Source organism: Microbulbifer maximicatervae (SeqCode) (assembly GCF_052468295.1).
In genome coordinates this window covers 2,872,297-2,888,158 of sequence record NZ_CP174340.1, presented here as the reverse complement: position 1 = coordinate 2,888,158, position 15,862 = coordinate 2,872,297, and the positions used below count along the sequence as shown (strand labels likewise).

Genomic DNA, 15,862 nt, shown 5'->3' with positions numbered 1-15,862 from the left:
TCCCCAGCCAGCGATAAGAGCCAAGAAATACTGTGAAATTTGTCAGCACACGCGGCAGCGCGCCGTCTCTCTCCTTCGCCGATACCGTACTAACAGGCCTTGCCAGCGATGGAGGCCTCTATGTTCCCGAGACTTTGCCGAAGTTTTCTCGCGAGGAAATTGCCTCTATGGCGGGGCTCGATTACGAGCAGCTGGCCTTTCGCATTATCCAGCCGTTTGTGGGGGATGATCTCAGTGATGAAGAGCTGAGCGGTATTATCGGACGCTCCTACAAGCACTTCCGCCACAAAGCTATTGCCCCGCTGGTGCAGACAGACACCAATGAGTGGGTGCTCGAGTTGTTTCATGGGCCCACCTTGGCATTTAAAGATTTTGCCTTGCAGTTCCTCGGTCAACTCTTTGATCACCTGCTGAAAAAGCGCGGTGAAAGAGTGGTGGTTATGGGAGCAACTTCTGGGGATACCGGTTCGGCCGCGATCGAAGGTTGCCGCCATTGCGACAATATCGATATTTTTATTCTGCACCCCCATAAGCGTGTGTCTGAAGTCCAGCGACGCCAGATGACCACAGTGCAGTCGGACAACGTATTTAATATCGCTCTCGAAGGTAATTTTGACGATTGCCAAAATATGGTGAAAGCGAGTTTTGCCGATCAATCATTCCTGCCCGATGGACGCCGCCTGGTAGCGGTTAATTCCATTAACTGGGCGCGGATTATGGCGCAGATCGTCTATTACTTTTATGCCGCCCTGCGCCTGGGGGCGCCGGATAAAACCGTTAATTTCTCCGTACCCACCGGTAATTTTGGCGATATTTTCGCCGGTTACCTGGCGAGGCAGATGGGATTGCCTATCGACCAATTGGTAATTGCGACCAATGCCAACGATATTCTGCATCGCTGCATCAGCGGCAATGACCACACTCCCAAACCACTGGTGCACAGCTTGTCTCCCAGTATGGATATTATGGTGTCGAGCAACTTTGAGCGATTGCTGTTTGATCTCTACGGTCGCGATGGTGCGACGGTTGCTGAATTGCTCGCGGATCGCAGCCAGCCCATGCATTTGAGTGAATCGGCCCTGGGCAAAGCGAGGGAAGTTTTCTCCTCCAGTCGGGTGGATGACAAGCGCACGGTTGAAGTGATTGGCGAGACCTTCAGCTCCTGCGAATATCTGCTCGATCCGCATACAGCTATCGGGGTTGAAGCCGCACGACAGGTACGTCACTCCACCGAGCAGCCCATGGTTTGCTTATCTACCGCACACCCGGCAAAATTCCCCGATGCCGTGGCCCAGGCCCTGCCAGAAAAAGAGACTCCCCTGCCGAGTCATATGCAGGATCTCTGGCAGCGGGAGGAGCGCTTCAAGGTATTGCCCAATAACTTGTCCCAAGTACACGACTATATGGCGACGATGCTGTCAGAAGGCAGTTAATCGGCACACTGTCGTGCAATAAGCGGCAACCGATTAGCTATTTGTTTGCTGAGAAATACATTGAGTACAAAAATTCAGCGACGGCCAGTGGATATGTCTACTGGCCGTTTTGCTTCTGAAACACCAAAAATATTGCAGCGTGTCCTGTTGGGGCGGGGGATTGTCAGCGAAGAAGCGCTGGATCACAGTCTCTCTCAATTACAGAGCCCGCAGAGTATGCGAGGGCTGGAGGCTGCCGTTGCCTTGCTGGTGGATGCTACCCACGGGCAAAAGAAAATCCTTATCGTGGGGGATTTCGATGCGGATGGAGCCACCAGCAGCACCTTGGGGGTGTTGGCCCTGGGTGCAATGGGCGCGCCGGGAGTGAAGTACCTGGTGCCGAACCGCTTTGACTTCGGCTACGGGCTGACTCCAGAAATTGTCGAGGTAGCCAAAGATTATCAGCCCGACCTGCTGATCACCGTAGATAACGGTATTAGCAGTATCGAGGGCGTGGCAGCGGCAAAAGCTGCTGGTATGAAAGTGATTGTGACGGATCACCACCTGCCCGGCAGTGAGCTGCCGCAGGCGGATGCCATCGTAAACCCGAACCAGCCAGACTGTGACTTTCCCAGCAAGAACCTCGCTGGGGTGGGGGTGATCTTTTATCTGCTCAGCCGTTTGCGCACGGCCCTACAGCAGAGTGGGTGGTTTGAGCAGAGCGGTATCGCCCCGCCCAATATGGCCGAATACCTGGATTTGGTCGCCTTGGGTACTGTGGCCGACTTGGTCCCGCTGGATCACAACAACCGGATTCTGGTTCACCAGGGCATCGCCCGTATCCGTGCCGGCCGCTGCCGGCCCGGTATTGCCGCCCTGATGGAGGTTGCCGGGCGCGACCAGCGCAGGCTCTCCACCACAGATATTGGTTTTATTTTGGGGCCGCGAATTAATGCGGCTGGTCGTCTCGACGATATCGGCACCGGTATCCGCTGCCTGCTCACCCGCGATCCCAGTGAAGCGCGGGAGCTGGCCGGCGAGCTGGACGCCCTGAACCGGGATCGCAAGGCGATCGAGCAGGGGATGCAGCGGGAGGCAATGGCGGCCCTGGATGAGTTGCGACTGGAGGGCGAAATTCCCTGGAGTTTGTGTCTGTACGACGCCAACTGGCATCAAGGTGTGGTGGGTATTTTGGCCAGCCGCATCAAAGAGAAATTCCACCGCCCGGTGATCGCATTTGCTGAGGGTGATAACGGCCTGGTGAAGGGCTCTGCGCGTTCGATTCCCGGGCTGCATATTCGCGATGCCCTGAGTGACGTAGCCGCCTCTCACCCGGACCTGATCAGCAAGTTCGGTGGCCACGCCATGGCGGCGGGGCTGAGCTTACCCCAGGAAAACCTGGAGGCTTTCCGTAAGGCTTTTGAGCAGGTGGTGCGCAACCGCCTGAATGAAAACCAGCTGCACGCGGTTATCGACTCTGACGGTGAGTTGGAATCTGGGGATTACACTTTGCACACGGCAGCCATGTTGCGCGCTTGTGCGCCCTGGGGACAGGCGTTTCCAGAGCCGGTATTCGACGGTGAATTCCTGTTGCTGCAACAGCGCATCGTCGGCGAGCGCCATTTAAAAATGGTGGTGGCGCCGCCCCAGGCGCCGCAACTAGCGCTGGATGCTATTGCTTTTAATGTGGACACCGAGCAGTGGCCGCAGCCCACGGAAAGAGTGCGCTTGGCTTTTAAGCTCGATGTTAATGAATTTCGCGGGCGGGAATCCCTGCAATTAATGGTGAGCCTGTTAGAAGCGGTATAGGGCGCACTTTGTATTTGGCTGTTGGGAAAAACACGGAGTTTTTTGCAACAGCTCCCAAGTTGTTTGGAAGTAAAAAGTAGTGAAACGTAAACAAGTCCAGGCCGAAGTCCTACTGTTATTAGCCGCTCTCTTCTGGGGCGTTGCCTTTGTGCCACAAAAGATTGCCATGGCGGATATTGAGCCGCTGGCATTTAACGCATGGCGTTTTATTCTCGGCGGTTTAATCCTGATCCCCATCGTTTACTGGTTGTCCTCCCGTCGCGATGCCCAGCCCGGTGAAGCCGAAGGGCAATCGGTGAATCACACCTGGCGGGCCTGCCTGCCCGGTGGCGCACTGTTGGGTTTTTGGCTGTTTCTAGGCGCGGCACTGCAACAGGTGAGCCTGCTGTATACCACTGCCGGCCGCGCTGGATTTATTACCGGTTTTTATTTACTGCTGGTGCCTGTAATTGGTTTGTCCCTGGGGCATAAAACCAATCGCTGGACCTGGATGGGAATTGGTCTCGCTTTGTTCGGTCTCTATTGGTTGGCGGACTTCAGTGAAGAATCCCAGCTGGTGGGCGACTTAATGGTATTTGCCAGTGCCTTTGTTTTTGCCATCCAGGTATTGACGGCAGATCGACTGGTAAAACGCTACGATGCCCTGCGGCTGGCCTGTATCCAGTTCCTGGTGTGTGGCCTTTTGTCCGCCGTAGCTTCGCTATTTACCGAAGAGGCGACACTGCAATCGGCGATCGATGCGGCTTGGCCTATCGCCTATATGATGATTTTCTCCACGGCACTGGCGTTTACTTTCCAGCTCTTGGCCCAACGCTACGCCGCGCCTTCTCACGCTACCGTAATTATGAGTTTGGAGGCAGTTTTTGCCCTGGCGGCGGGCTGGCTATTCCTCAATGAAATGCTCAATACCACGGAGTTAATTGGCTGTGGTTTGATGCTGGCGGGGATGCTGGTCAGTCATTACGGCAACCACAGCGGTACTCACCACTAGGAATATCAATGGAATTATCGACACTGGCACTCTTTGTTCCCGCAAGCTTCTTTGCCTCGGTCACACCGGGGCTCTGCATGATGCTATCGCTCAGTCTGGGAATTACCCTGGGCGTGCGTCAGACTCTATGGATGATGGTGGGAGAGTTGATCGGTGTTGCGTCGGTGGCGATTACCTCTGCACTCGGTGCTGCGGTATTGATGGTTCAGTATCCGACTTTATTTCAGCTGTTCAAATACTGCGGGGCCGCCTATTTGGCCTGGATAGGCGTGCAGATGTGGCGCTCCCGGGGGCAGCTGGCTCTGATGGATCAGGGTGATACGGTCGACGCTAGCCGACCATCGCGAAGAGCGCTGGCACTACAGGGTTTTGTTACAGCTGTGGCTAACCCCAAGGGCTGGGCGTTTTTTATTGCGTTATTACCGCCATTTATTAACGATACCAAACCTCTGATACCGCAGCTTTCAGTCTTGCTGGCGATATTGCTGCTTTTGGAGGCGTTGTGCCTGCTGATTTATGCCAGTGGCGGCCAGGCCCTGAGTCGATTGTTGGAGCGATCTGAAAATGTGCGTTTGGTTAATCGGATTTCTGGTACTTTGATGCTATCGGTGGGAGCCTGGTTGGCGTTATCCTGACACGACTATTTATCGCTTTATGGAGGATGTTCTGTGCTGAAAAAACGGTTGTCATTCTTATGGGTATGGGCCCTGATTATCTCAGTGGCGGCTTGCGGCCAGTCGAGGGAGGAGAGAGCGATGGAGAACGAGGTTGAGAACACACCCGGCGCGGCGGAGCCCGAAGTCGCACCCACGCCTCCTGCAGCGACTATGAGGCCAGGGGAAATGGTGTGGATTTACCGCGGCAGTGGCAGCAAGCAGTGCGAAGGGGGTGGTATGACCCTTCAGCAGAGCCAGGCCAAGTTGAGTGACAATGGGGTGAAGGTGCAGGAGTCCCGCTGTGGAGTCCGCACCGACAGGATGTTCCCCGCCGTATGTGGCGCACCCACAGGAGATATCCTGATGCACTTGGTCGGTATGGATGCCCTGGATGCCTCAATTGAGCTGGGATATAGCCCCGCGGAGAAAGTGCAGTATCAGTTTGCTGCCTGTCGGGACAACAGTGCCTGAGTTGAAACCTTAAGTGGGGTAATCGTGAATATTTCCCAGGCCGCAGAGAATTCGGGGCTCAGTGCAAAAGCCCTGCGCCACTACGAAAATATTGGCCTGGTGGTGCCCGGCCGCTCTGCTAATGGCTATCGGGATTACTCCACTGCCGATGTTGAAACCCTCTGCTTCGTGCGCCGCGCGCGGGCCTGTGGCTTTACCACTGAGGAGGTCCGGGCGCTGCTGGGGTTGCGGAATAACCCGGAGCGCCACAGCCGCGAGACCAAAGACCTGGTCAATCACAAGCTCGGGCAGCTCGAAGAGCAGTTGCAGACCCTGCTGGGGATGCGCGCAACCTTGCGGGCCTTTGCCGATAGCTGCGCCGGCAATGAGTCCCCAGACTGCGCAATTCTGGAAAAGCTCTCGGGACAGACCGCCTAGTAGAGGATTTGCCGCCATATCAGCCCCTATCTGACTGGAAGGACCCCCGCGCGCTGCGGTAGAATGCGCGCCGCTTTTTATTTTGTCCGGACACCGAAAGTTCATGGAAATCAATCCCCTCATCAATCAATTGAAAGACCTCGAAGAGCGCACCGACGTTCTTAGGGGGTATCTTTGACTACGCCAGCAAGAAAGAACGCCTTACCGAAGTAGAGCTGGAGCTGGCTGAGCCGAGCGTCTGGGACGACCCCAGCCGCGCACAGGAACTGGGGCGCGAGCGCTCCTCCCTGGAAACGGTGGTTAATACCATCGAAAACCTCGACTCCGGCATCGCCGATTGCCGCGAGCTGTTGGAAATGGCAGTCGAGGAAAATGATGAGGACTCCGTAGGGGAGGTCTCCACTGAGATCGAAGGTCTCCAGCAGCAGCTGGGGATTCTGGAATTCCGCCGTATGTTCTCCGGCGAGAACGATGAGAACAACGCCTATCTGGATATCCAGGCCGGCTCCGGTGGTACCGAGGCCCAGGACTGGGCGGAAATGATCTTGCGTATGTACCTGCGCTGGGGTGAAGCCCACGGCTTCAAGACCACCCTGGAAGAAGTCTCCGCAGGGGAAGTTGCCGGTATCAAGAGTGCCACCGTGCATTTCGCCGGCGACCACGCCTTCGGCTGGTTGCGCACAGAAACCGGCGTACACCGCCTAGTGCGCAAATCACCGTTTGATTCCGGCAACCGCCGTCACACTTCTTTCAGCTCGGTATTTGTGTCACCGGAAATCGATGACAATATCGAGATTGAAATTGACAAATCCCAGGTGCGTGAGGACACCTACCGCGCGTCCGGCGCCGGTGGTCAGCACGTGAACAAAACCGATTCTGCGGTGCGTTTGACCCACACAGAATCCGGTATCGTCGTGCAGTGCCAGAGCGAGCGCTCCCAGCACCAGAACCGCGATAAAGCCTGGAAAATGCTGCGCGCAAAAATGTACGAGCAGGAAATGCTCAAGCGCAACGCAGAGAAGCAGGCCATGGAAGACAGCAAGGCCGACATCGGTTGGGGCAGCCAGATCCGCTCTTACGTGTTGGACGACCAGCGTATCAAGGACCTGCGCACCAATGTCCAGACCAGCAACTGCCAGGCAGTATTGGACGGAGACCTGGACCAATTTATCGAAGCCAGCCTAAAAGCCGGCCTCTGATTTAAAGTCTCCACTCTCACCGCGCCCCTCGTCGATGAGGGGCAATATCAATCACAAAACTGATAGATCACCATGACTGATATCCAGCAAGACGAAAACAAACTGATCGCCGAGCGCCGCACCAAGCTTTCCGCTCTGCGCGAGAAGGGCAATGCTTTCCCCAACAGTTTTCGCCGCGAGAACCTCGCTGCCGACCTGCAAGCTGAGTTCGGCGATAAACAGAAAGAGGAGCTGGAAGAACTGGGTAAACGGGCGTGCGTAGCAGGGCGAATCCTGGCTAAACGCGGACCCTTTATGGTGATCCAGGATGTGTCTGACCGCATCCAGCTCTACGCCGATAAAGCGGCACAGAAAGATATTAAAGAACGCTTCGGTGCCTGGGATATCGGCGATATCGTCGGCGTAAAAGGCTCTCTGCACAAATCCGGCAAGGGCGACCTCTACGTCAACTGTGAAGAGTACAGCCTGCTAACCAAAGCACTGCGCCCGCTGCCGGAAAAATTCCACGGCATCGCCGATCAGGAAATGCGTTATCGCCAGCGCTACGTGGACCTGATCGCTACGCCGGAAGCCCGCGAAGTGTTCCGCGTGCGCTCCAAGGTGATCGAGTACATCCGCGATTTCCTCAACGGCCAGCAGTTTATGGAAGTGGAAACGCCCATGTTGCAGGTTATTCCCGGTGGTGCCAGCGCGCGTCCGTTCGTTACCCACCACAATGCGCTGGATATCGATATGTACCTGCGTATTGCCCCGGAGCTGTACCTGAAGCGTCTGGTCGTGGGTGGTTTTGAGCGGGTTTACGAGATCAACCGTAACTTCCGCAACGAGGGCCTGTCCACGCGCCACAACCCCGAATTCACCATGCTTGAGTTCTACCAGGCGTACGCGGACTACAACGACCTGATGGATCTCACCGAGAAGATGCTGCGCGGTATCTGTGAAGATGTACTGGGCTCCACCACTGTGGAATACCAGGACAGCAGCTACGACTTCTCCAAGCCGTTCGCGCGTTTGTCTGTGTTCGACTCCATCCTGCACTACAACCCGGAACTCACTGCGGCTGATATCGACAATATCGAATCCGCCCGCGCGGTAGCCGAGAAGCTGGAAATCCCGCTGAAAGACAGCTGGGGCCTGGGTAAGGTACAGATCGAGATCTTCGAGAAGACTGTAGAGCACCGTCTCGACCAGCCGACCTTTATCACTGAGTACCCAACCGAAGTGTCTCCGTTGGCTCGCCGTAACGATGACAATCCGTTTGTCACCGACCGCTTTGAATTCTTCGTAGGCGGCCGCGAGATAGCCAATGGTTTCTCCGAGTTGAACGACGCGGAAGATCAGGCTGAACGCTTCAAAGCCCAGGTTGCGGAGAAAGATGCCGGTGACGACGAAGCCATGCACTACGACGCCGACTATATCCGCGCGCTGGAATACGGCCTACCGCCCACCGCTGGTGAGGGCATCGGTATCGACCGTCTGGTAATGCTGTTTACCAACTCTCCATCGATCCGTGACGTACTGCTGTTCCCGCATATGCGTCCTGAAGCGAACGACTAATCGCTTCTCACTGCCGGGTAGTTTTACCTGCCCGGCAGTATTTCCTCTCCCTATGCCGCAGATTTCCTCACTCTGAAACTTCCCTCAGCTCTATCTATCCTTATTCATTGGTGCTCTATCGGGCCTCGAATGATTTGGAGCGGTTGCTGCTATGAAACAGGGACAGGCGAAAGAGAAAAGCGCAAGGCAAATATTGGCGCTAACGCTCGGTAGCTTTATCTCCTGTACCGCCGCTGCGCAAAGTTCGGAGCCTGCACCGGCTGCCAGCCTAACTTCCAAAGATCCCGATGACTGGCGCTTCCTCGCCACTCCCTACCTTTTCCTCCCGCTTCGCACTAAAGGGACTTCCACTGTCGCTGACACCAGTGTCGATATTGATCTGGATTTAAGTAAAACCCTGGAGCTCCTCAACGCTGCATTTTCTGTGCGCCTGGAAGCCTGGAAAGGGCGCTTTGGGGTAGTGGCGGATCTCTACTATGTGCACCTCAGACTGGACAAGGGAGCAACCATAACCCCGCCGCAAAATCCACAGCTGGATATCGACATAGATATTGACGTGGAGGTGGATGTTCGCCAAGGCTGGATAAATGCACTGGCCGGTTACCGGATTTTAGAAGGGAACCTGGCTAATAGTGGGCGAAAGTACTTCGTTGATGTGGGAGCGGGTTTGCGCTGGAACCGATTAAAGCAGGAAGTGAAAGCACGAGCGGGAATTAATATAGGCCCCAGACCCGAGTTCAGGAATCGCCTCGGAGGCAAACAGAGTTGGTGGGAACCTACACTATCTGCGCGAGGTGCAATCGGAATTACTGAATGCCTAACCATTGCTGTACGCACGGAATTGGGAGGCTTTGGCGCTGGGGGTGATGACTTACAGTGGAATCTACTAGCCGGATTCGACTGGCGCGCCTGGAAGACAACCTCGCTGCGTTTTGGGTATCAGTATTACAGTATTGATTACTCCGATCGACTTTCTGATGGGCGATTTGCTTATGATATTACTCAGCATGGGCCGTATATTGCGGCGACTTGGAGGTGGTAGCTGAGCTAGTTATATTGGTGATCAGGGTGTGTGGTTCTGCTCACAGATCTTGTTGGTGACTGTTATTTTTGAAGAAACTAAGATTTTTGGCGTAATAATTTTAATATCACAGAGTTGGTTGTTTATCTTGGATTTGCAATAGTGGTTATATGGATCATTTTATACTTGGTTCTATGGTCTAGTTTATATGTATCTAATTGATTTGATACTGAAAAGTAAATGTGAAGAGCGAATTTACATTTGAAATAGTCGTCAAGTTAATAGTGGCCTGCGGGTGATCATATACATAGCTAAATTTCACTGATACATGAGTCAGGAAGTGAAAGTAGAGTATATCTTTGATGGAAAACCAGTTGGTATATTTATACGAATACTCAATGATGTTAAGTTTGAACTCGGTGACTACCCGAATTTAGCCGGTTGTTTAATCAAGCGATTGGTCACTCAGTCGAGGATATTAAAGGAGGGTAGTAGTCCTGACCTTAGTATTTGTTGCCTTTGTTTTGAAAATGGTAATCAAAAAAGCAAATTCAACGCTGGTGAGGTAGTAGCTTTTGTGCCATAAAAAATTTAATGGAACCAGGTGGTTTTGTACGCCGCTTGTGTAGGATCTCGCAGCGCCCGACCGTTATTGGTGGCGTTAAGTATAAGTAGGAAGTTGTCATGAGTAAGGTTCGAATAATATTTGGTTTAGCTTGGTTTCTTCTGTCGTTATTGTGCGTAGTTATTTGGAATTCATTAACTTTCGGTGGGTCAACTATATCGGCAAGTGGGGCTGATAAAACAAGCCCCGCCGGTTATCTCTATCTGGGCGCTGGAATAGTATTTGCTATAGTGGTGGGTGGAGTGTATTTGCAAAGAAAGCTAAGCCTATTGGTAGTCTTTCCTGTATTGGTCTTCTCGCTTATATGGTTTTTGGATGTACTAACCGATGAACATTTTTGGCTTAAATATGCTTTAGCTTCGAGTGCTATATTGATTGTATGTTTTGGTTCGGTATTTTCAGTTTGTCGACGCACTTAACAAGTTGCCCAAGTGCATTCTGGTCCGTTGGACCTCCATGGGGCAGCCTAGATTCCATTTTGGCTGTCTTTATTAAAGTCTTAAATGTTGCGGGGAATTACAAATATATGTTGTGGATAATAAATATTGTAGGGTTGCTCACTTCGTGGCACTTTATGGACCTCAATTCTGATTCTTCCTTTAAAAGCGAAGTTTGCCCAACACTATTGGTTATATTTGCAATTTGTCTACTTACGGATGTGGTGTGTACACTTAGTTCTGGTGGTAGCGGTGGGGGTCGTGGAGGTGGCTTCTTTGGTGGCGGTGACGGAGGTTGTGGTGGCGATGGTGGAGGCTGTTAAGTGTATGATATATTCAACAAAGCCATCAATTGAGAGGTGAATTAAAAAGCCTATATGTGGTTTACTCATCACTCGCGATTATACTTGGCTCACTGTTTCTAATTAGTGAGATGGGTTTTCCAAAGAGCTGGATTGTTTTTGTTGTAATTGTAACTCTTTATATTGCTTGGTTATTGGCCCGATCATTCACTAGGGCTATAGAATGCGATTTTTGTAACTGTGAACTTGGGGCAGCGTTAATGCAATTGGGTAAAAATTCAAATCAAGGCTTTTGCCCAAAGTGTGGCAGTGAAATTGAATAACAAAATTGGGTAGCCTCGCCCGCAATAAATGCTCGCAGGACACTCTGTACGTGGCTCCGGTTGCCACAGCCAAAGGCGTGAAGTATTGAATTGGAATCAAAGTATGAAAGGATTTTACGGGCAAGCGAAGTTATCGACGGTTTTTCTGGGTTACCTTTTGTTGCCATTATTTACGTTGTGCTTACTTTATTTAAGTATTCCTGTTTCACCGTATTCAGAGCTGATGCTGGACTCAACTGTTGCTATTTGGTGTGTTGCAGGAGCGGTCGCAATATGGCGCTGTGCATTCAATTCACCATTTCAAGTTCTGGGGTATTTCGCTCGTATGATTTCAGTTCTATTAGTGGTGGTGCTATTTGCCAGCTTATCCAGCTTTATTGTAACGGTCATGGGGTTGGCCATATTTGGTGCTCCCCAGTGAACACACTTAAATACCCAATTAACTAAGTTTCTTTGGCGCTCGGCAGTTTGCACTCCGCTTCGCAACATTTCGACTGCGGGTTATCGGGGCGTTAAAATATGAGTGTATACATCGTGCAATATCCAGATGGGTGCGAGATAGAACTGGGAGATACAGTCTCTCTGGCTATGCCAAACGGCTGGGCTGAGGCTCGCGTAGTAATGCTTGGTAGTACGAGAGAGCACCTAAATATGACCGCAGAGGATCTGGACTGGTACAGTGGCGAGGGCTTGGAGCCTACATCGATACTCGTAGAGTGGCTCAAGGATGGCAAACCAAAACGAGGTGCTTATATGTCAATCCATGTAGATTGTTGTATAAAATTAATTTCTAGAGACCAGTCGTAATTTTCATACGATAATTAATGCGTCAATTAACTCCGCGCCTCGCCCCACCTGCCGGTTATTAAGGCGCTAAATGCTTTGATAGGGCGTATGAGCAATTAAGTGCCCTTTAGCTGTTTAGCTGAATTAATACTAATAAAAATTTTATACGCAGCGCTGAACGTATTTTCTATCTATGTACGGTTCATTCCTAAATTAGCCATATGGATTTTCTGGGAGCTGTTGGCCCGTTGATTGTTGTCGGAGTTTTATGATTTTTTTATTGCAAAGCATTGAGTGGCAGGAAGTATTTGGTAAAACTGTCCATGAGGTTTCCATATGTTCTTTGTTGTGGCCTTTGATATCTTTTCTCTATATGGGTAATTTATGGGCGTCGGTGTAGCTAAGTAGCTAACTAAGAGATGAAACTGACGGTACAATTTCGTGTGTCTTTTATGCTGTCACTACTCTCATTATCGTATCGAATTTATATAGTCTGGTCCGTATCTGACTACAGTGTTAGCAGTAAATCAATTATCTGAGATCTTTGGGGCTATGGAAGTTGATAAAAGTGACGTTCGGAAAAGAGCCGATGAAATAAAGCCGTATCGCTGCAAAAATCTGATAGCTGTTCTCGAATACCCAATGGATATGAAGAATATTGGAGCAGTTATTAGAAACGTTAATGCGTTAGGCGTTGAAAAAACGTATATTGTTGATCCGCGTAACTCTTTACCCGATGATTGGCAGGAAATGAGAGAAAGGAGGTCACTCTCAAAATTGTCTGTCTCTGCGATCAAATGGAGTTTTGTAAAGCGTTTTGGTAGTACTGAGGAATGCCTGGATCATTTGACGAAAAACAGATTTATCTCGATTGTCACCTCTCCCCATGTAAAAGGAAAAGATAACTTTATATTGCATGAGGCAGATTACACTCAGCCAAAGCTGGCTGTTTGGTTTGGTAATGAATCTAGAGGTATAAGTGATCTCGCAGTCGAACATAGCGCCTTCTGCGTATCCATTCCAATGTTTGGCATGATTGAAAGCCTGAATCTTGGCACAACGTCTGGAATTGTATTGTATGAAGTTACTAAACAGCGCCGTGAGTATCAGGAAAAGTACAAGAGAGCAAATCGTAGCGACTAATAGAATGATGGAGTTGATGTCCTATTTTTGTGTTTTTTACACTGTGGCTGTATTCTTTTCCTCAAATAAATAAAGAAACTTTCCCCATTGAATAGGCGCCTACCTTTCGGTCGCAATTACTCTTGGGTAACTTACAAAGCAGGCAAAAACTATTTCGTCTTTAAAGCCACCCCAAAACGAGAAGGTCAAAATTACTTTAATATGAGCAGAATCGAGTTTAAGGAGCTAACCCAAGTGAAGCGAAATAAGCTGTTAGCTGTACTCAATGAGGATTCACTTAGGGAGCACTTAATTAAACATGAATACTTTGATGTCCAGAGTATTAATGAGTGGATCAAGTTTAAGTTAGAAGTAGACTCCCTGCCTGGGTGCCGTGTTCGACTAATTTATATCGGTGGAGTATTAGCTGGGTGGTGTGGTATTCAACCTGACGATAGCGGCTTTGAGATGGCTGTTGTCATATCTCAACAGTTTTGGGGTTCTGGACTCTCAGTATTCAAAACAATGATCGGTTGGGCTAAGGAGTTAGGGCATAAGGAAATAGTGTGTCATTTGCTTGACAGTAGGCCAGAATACAGAGCTTTGAAAAGAATATCCAAAACAGTACATGAAACCGAGCTGTTGGGTCGATGTTTTACGACATACTGTATCGAGCTCGATAAATATGCATAGATTAAACTATAACTGGTCGGTGTATCGTTTCTTTCTTGTTATATGAAAAAAATAAACTATGGCTTGGATTTTGGTTTCAGATATTTTTGGTCGTACAAAAGCGTTAGAGCGATTTGCAGCTGATCTTCCTGGTAGTGTAGAGATAGTTGATCCGTATAATTCAGAATTGATGAATTTCGATTGTGAAGTTGAGGCGTATTCACACTTTACATCAAAGGTTGGGCTCGATAAATACGTTGAAAAATTATCAGAGAGAATCAGCGCATCATTTGGTCATGTGAGTTTAGTAGGTTTTAGTATTGGTGCATCGGCCATATGGAGATTATCTGATCATCAAGCTTTGAGTAATGTTTCAGGGGCAATTTTATTTTATAGTTCACAAGTTCGCCATTACGTCAAAATTGATCCTATATTTCCTACGCGCTTGATATTCCCGGCGATGGAGCCTCACTTTTCTGTATCAGAGGTCATGCAGACGTTGAAGCAGAAAGAGCAAGTGGAGGTTCATCATTCCACTTACCTTCATGGCTTTATGAACCCCCATTCCAAAAATTATAATGCAGAAGGCTATGTTAAATATAGGCAGGTGGTATATGGTACAGCAGTTAACAACTATATCTGTACAGGTTTCAACTTGATGTATTGATCTGGGTGGCTAGCTTGATAAAAATAATCTAGATTCTAGTGAGAGGTTTTTATCATCTTGTCCGTGCTTGTTAAAAAGAGTATGCTCCTTATTGTTCATTTCTGAGTCTAGAGTTCGAGCGCATTGAGTTAATCGAAAGATTTGAGCCAAATCATAAAAGCCTGTGATATCCCTGATTTATTCTCTAGGGTCAAAAGGTGTTTGCGTGATATATTTCTTATTGGTTAATTACATTAATTGGTATTTTGGCTGTTGAGGAAGCCATGCTTAAAGTCTCTGGTGCCGCATCACAATCATTAGAATGGATGAAAGAATGAATTTTCTAAGCTAAATGAAAAAGCGCTCTACATGGTACTGTTTTCTGGCTTTGACTATAAAGTTAGCTTTTTGATTTTCTGCTTTTTGGCAAAGTCTTGGTAGCTGTCCAATCTCTCGATTTGTTTGTTTTTTTTTTTTGATAAATGTAGTGTCAATTCTAAAGGGAAGTTATGAGAGTCTTTATAGTATTTCTTGCTTTGGTCTGGTGTTCGAGTGTTTTTGCGAAAGATGAGCACAAATATAGCTTTGTTAATATTAATGGAAATAATATCGCATACCTGTGTAAAGGGTCAGGTGACCAAGTAATTTTAATGGTCTCCGGTATGGGGTTAGATGCTCATAGTACCTACAAGAATACATACCATAATTTTGAGTCAAAGAATTCTATGTTGTGCATGTACGACAGACCCGGGACAGGTAAAAGCAAGCATTCTGAGTTGAAACTGCGAACTATGGATGAGCTATCGGATGAGTTAGGGGAGTTTATAGAGAAGAAGCAGTGGAGTTCTGTAGTAATAGTCGCGTACTCTTTTGGTGGGCAGATAGCAAGAGCCTTTGCACATAAAAAACCCGAAGTTGTCTCAGGCCTGTTGTTAGTAGATACATCCCATGAATCCTGGTTAGAAAATTTGAAATAATCTCTCTCCCCTGAAGGGTGGAGTATTATGGAGAGGATTATAGCGTGGGAAAAGCAGCATCACTCCTATGAAGATTTCGAAGAATCAGCACGAAATCATAAAAGATATCAGTTAGTAAATAACATTCCCATTACTGTTATGAGTCGGGGAATGCGGCACAACCAAATTAGGCAAACAGGAATGAGTTATGCTGATGTTGATGCATATAATGACACCTGGAATCAATCACAAGCGGCTTTATTGGAAATAAATGAAGATGTAAAGCATGTGGTTATGGAGTATTCGAGTCATTTATTTGACGAAACAGATCCTTGGATTGTACTTAAAGAGATTGAATTACTGGAGAACAAGGTCCTGAAATAATTCTCATAAAATAACCATGAGCCTATTTATTAGTGGTCTACGAGATTTCTCTTGAGCTAACCTTGGCTGAATTGGT

General features: G+C 49.2%; 18 protein-coding genes. All 18 read left to right on the top strand.

The features are described 5' to 3' along the window. The first annotated feature begins 32 nt into the window (after nucleotides 1-32). The 18 genes from thrC to ACJJIQ_RS13085 all read left to right on the top strand — a co-directional run bounded on the left by thrC (nucleotide 33) and on the right by ACJJIQ_RS13085 (nucleotide 15,786). Nucleotides 33-1,433 (top strand): threonine synthase, encoded by a 1,401-nt coding sequence (gene thrC / locus ACJJIQ_RS13170; RefSeq protein WP_445362132.1) that lies wholly within the window; start codon nucleotides 33-35, stop codon nucleotides 1,431-1,433. Between the two features lie 93 nt (nucleotides 1,434-1,526). Further along, nucleotides 1,527-3,221 carry a single-stranded-DNA-specific exonuclease RecJ gene (recJ, locus tag ACJJIQ_RS13165; RefSeq protein ID WP_445364814.1) on the top strand — a complete coding sequence of 565 codons (1,695 nt, stop codon included), beginning with the start codon at nucleotides 1,527-1,529 and terminating at the stop codon, nucleotides 3,219-3,221. Between the two features lie 79 nt (nucleotides 3,222-3,300). Then, on the top strand, nucleotides 3,301-4,212 hold the full coding sequence (locus ACJJIQ_RS13160; RefSeq protein WP_444893194.1) for a DMT family transporter: 912 nt from the start codon (nucleotides 3,301-3,303) through the stop codon (nucleotides 4,210-4,212). Between the two features lie 8 nt (nucleotides 4,213-4,220). Continuing rightward, nucleotides 4,221-4,847, top strand: a complete 627-nt coding sequence (locus ACJJIQ_RS13155) for a LysE family translocator (protein WP_445355970.1) — start codon at nucleotides 4,221-4,223, stop codon at nucleotides 4,845-4,847. Between the two features lie 120 nt (nucleotides 4,848-4,967). After that, on the top strand, nucleotides 4,968-5,339 hold the full coding sequence (locus ACJJIQ_RS13150; RefSeq protein WP_445362131.1) for a hypothetical protein: 372 nt from the start codon (nucleotides 4,968-4,970) through the stop codon (nucleotides 5,337-5,339). Nucleotides 5,340-5,363: 24 nt separating this feature from the next. Beyond that, nucleotides 5,364-5,756 (top strand): MerR family transcriptional regulator, encoded by a 393-nt coding sequence (locus tag ACJJIQ_RS13145; RefSeq protein ID WP_445362130.1) that lies wholly within the window; start codon nucleotides 5,364-5,366, stop codon nucleotides 5,754-5,756. Between the two features lie 103 nt (nucleotides 5,757-5,859). Beyond that, nucleotides 5,860-6,955, top strand: a protein-coding gene (gene prfB / locus ACJJIQ_RS13140; RefSeq protein WP_413662795.1) for a peptide chain release factor 2 whose coding sequence is annotated in 2 segments (ribosomal slippage) — nucleotides 5,860-5,931 and nucleotides 5,933-6,955 — 1,095 coding nt in all. Because the reading frame shifts where the segments join, the coding sequence is not laid out codon by codon here. Nucleotides 6,956-7,027: 72 nt separating this feature from the next. Further along, nucleotides 7,028-8,512, top strand: a complete 1,485-nt coding sequence (lysS, locus tag ACJJIQ_RS13135; protein WP_445362129.1) for a lysine--tRNA ligase — start codon at nucleotides 7,028-7,030, stop codon at nucleotides 8,510-8,512. Nucleotides 8,513-8,663: 151 nt separating this feature from the next. Beyond that, nucleotides 8,664-9,554 (top strand): hypothetical protein, encoded by an 891-nt coding sequence (locus tag ACJJIQ_RS13130; protein ID WP_445361379.1) that lies wholly within the window; start codon nucleotides 8,664-8,666, stop codon nucleotides 9,552-9,554. Between the two features lie 663 nt (nucleotides 9,555-10,217). Then, nucleotides 10,218-10,577 (top strand): hypothetical protein, encoded by a 360-nt coding sequence (locus ACJJIQ_RS13125; RefSeq protein WP_445362128.1) that lies wholly within the window; start codon nucleotides 10,218-10,220, stop codon nucleotides 10,575-10,577. Nucleotides 10,578-10,684: 107 nt separating this feature from the next. Continuing rightward, a complete protein-coding gene (locus ACJJIQ_RS13120) occupies nucleotides 10,685-10,918 on the top strand; it encodes a hypothetical protein (RefSeq protein ID WP_444925530.1) in 234 nt (77 codons plus the stop codon). A gap of 405 nt (nucleotides 10,919-11,323) precedes the next feature. Beyond that, a complete protein-coding gene (locus tag ACJJIQ_RS13115) occupies nucleotides 11,324-11,641 on the top strand; it encodes a hypothetical protein (RefSeq protein ID WP_444925529.1) in 318 nt (105 codons plus the stop codon). A 98-nt stretch (nucleotides 11,642-11,739) separates the two neighbouring features. Then, the gene (locus tag ACJJIQ_RS13110; protein ID WP_445361381.1) at nucleotides 11,740-12,027 is read left to right on the top strand and encodes a hypothetical protein; all 288 of its coding nucleotides are present in this window, start codon (nucleotides 11,740-11,742) and stop codon (nucleotides 12,025-12,027) included. 531 nt (nucleotides 12,028-12,558) lie between these two features. Then, the gene (locus ACJJIQ_RS13105; RefSeq protein ID WP_444925527.1) at nucleotides 12,559-13,149 is read left to right on the top strand and encodes a TrmH family RNA methyltransferase; all 591 of its coding nucleotides are present in this window, start codon (nucleotides 12,559-12,561) and stop codon (nucleotides 13,147-13,149) included. A 234-nt stretch (nucleotides 13,150-13,383) separates the two neighbouring features. After that, complete coding sequence (locus ACJJIQ_RS13100) at nucleotides 13,384-13,821, top strand: GNAT family N-acetyltransferase (protein ID WP_445362127.1); 438 nt, start codon at nucleotides 13,384-13,386, stop codon at nucleotides 13,819-13,821. 58 nt (nucleotides 13,822-13,879) lie between these two features. Then, the gene (locus ACJJIQ_RS13095; RefSeq protein ID WP_445362126.1) at nucleotides 13,880-14,467 is read left to right on the top strand and encodes a dienelactone hydrolase family protein; all 588 of its coding nucleotides are present in this window, start codon (nucleotides 13,880-13,882) and stop codon (nucleotides 14,465-14,467) included. A 488-nt stretch (nucleotides 14,468-14,955) separates the two neighbouring features. Further along, nucleotides 14,956-15,423 carry an alpha/beta fold hydrolase gene (locus tag ACJJIQ_RS13090; RefSeq protein WP_445362125.1) on the top strand — a complete coding sequence of 156 codons (468 nt, stop codon included), beginning with the start codon at nucleotides 14,956-14,958 and terminating at the stop codon, nucleotides 15,421-15,423. A 27-nt stretch (nucleotides 15,424-15,450) separates the two neighbouring features. Then, a complete protein-coding gene (locus ACJJIQ_RS13085; RefSeq protein WP_445362124.1) occupies nucleotides 15,451-15,786 on the top strand; it encodes a hypothetical protein in 336 nt (111 codons plus the stop codon). Nucleotides 15,787-15,862: the final 76 nt, after the last annotated feature.

Excerpts from the sequence above, each read along its gene's own strand:
- ACJJIQ_RS13085 (WP_445362124.1), top strand. The coding sequence starts at position 15,451 with ATGGAGAGGATTATAGCGTGGGAAAAGCAGCATCACTCCTATGAAGAT.
- ACJJIQ_RS13105 (WP_444925527.1), top strand. The coding sequence starts at position 12,559 with ATGGAAGTTGATAAAAGTGACGTTCGGAAAAGAGCCGATGAAATAAAG.
- ACJJIQ_RS13155 (WP_445355970.1), top strand. The coding sequence starts at position 4,221 with ATGGAATTATCGACACTGGCACTCTTTGTTCCCGCAAGCTTCTTTGCC.
- ACJJIQ_RS13120 (WP_444925530.1), top strand. The coding sequence starts at position 10,685 with ATGTTGTGGATAATAAATATTGTAGGGTTGCTCACTTCGTGGCACTTT.
- lysS (WP_445362129.1), top strand. The coding sequence starts at position 7,028 with ATGACTGATATCCAGCAAGACGAAAACAAACTGATCGCCGAGCGCCGC.
- ACJJIQ_RS13095 (WP_445362126.1), top strand. The coding sequence starts at position 13,880 with ATGGCTTGGATTTTGGTTTCAGATATTTTTGGTCGTACAAAAGCGTTA.
- ACJJIQ_RS13090 (WP_445362125.1), top strand. The coding sequence starts at position 14,956 with ATGAGAGTCTTTATAGTATTTCTTGCTTTGGTCTGGTGTTCGAGTGTT.
- recJ (WP_445364814.1), top strand. The coding sequence starts at position 1,527 with ATGTCTACTGGCCGTTTTGCTTCTGAAACACCAAAAATATTGCAGCGT.
- ACJJIQ_RS13130 (WP_445361379.1), top strand. The coding sequence starts at position 8,664 with ATGAAACAGGGACAGGCGAAAGAGAAAAGCGCAAGGCAAATATTGGCG.
- ACJJIQ_RS13110 (WP_445361381.1), top strand. The coding sequence starts at position 11,740 with ATGAGTGTATACATCGTGCAATATCCAGATGGGTGCGAGATAGAACTG.
- ACJJIQ_RS13125 (WP_445362128.1), top strand. The coding sequence starts at position 10,218 with ATGAGTAAGGTTCGAATAATATTTGGTTTAGCTTGGTTTCTTCTGTCG.
- ACJJIQ_RS13115 (WP_444925529.1), top strand. The coding sequence starts at position 11,324 with ATGAAAGGATTTTACGGGCAAGCGAAGTTATCGACGGTTTTTCTGGGT.
- ACJJIQ_RS13150 (WP_445362131.1), top strand. The coding sequence starts at position 4,968 with ATGGAGAACGAGGTTGAGAACACACCCGGCGCGGCGGAGCCCGAAGTC.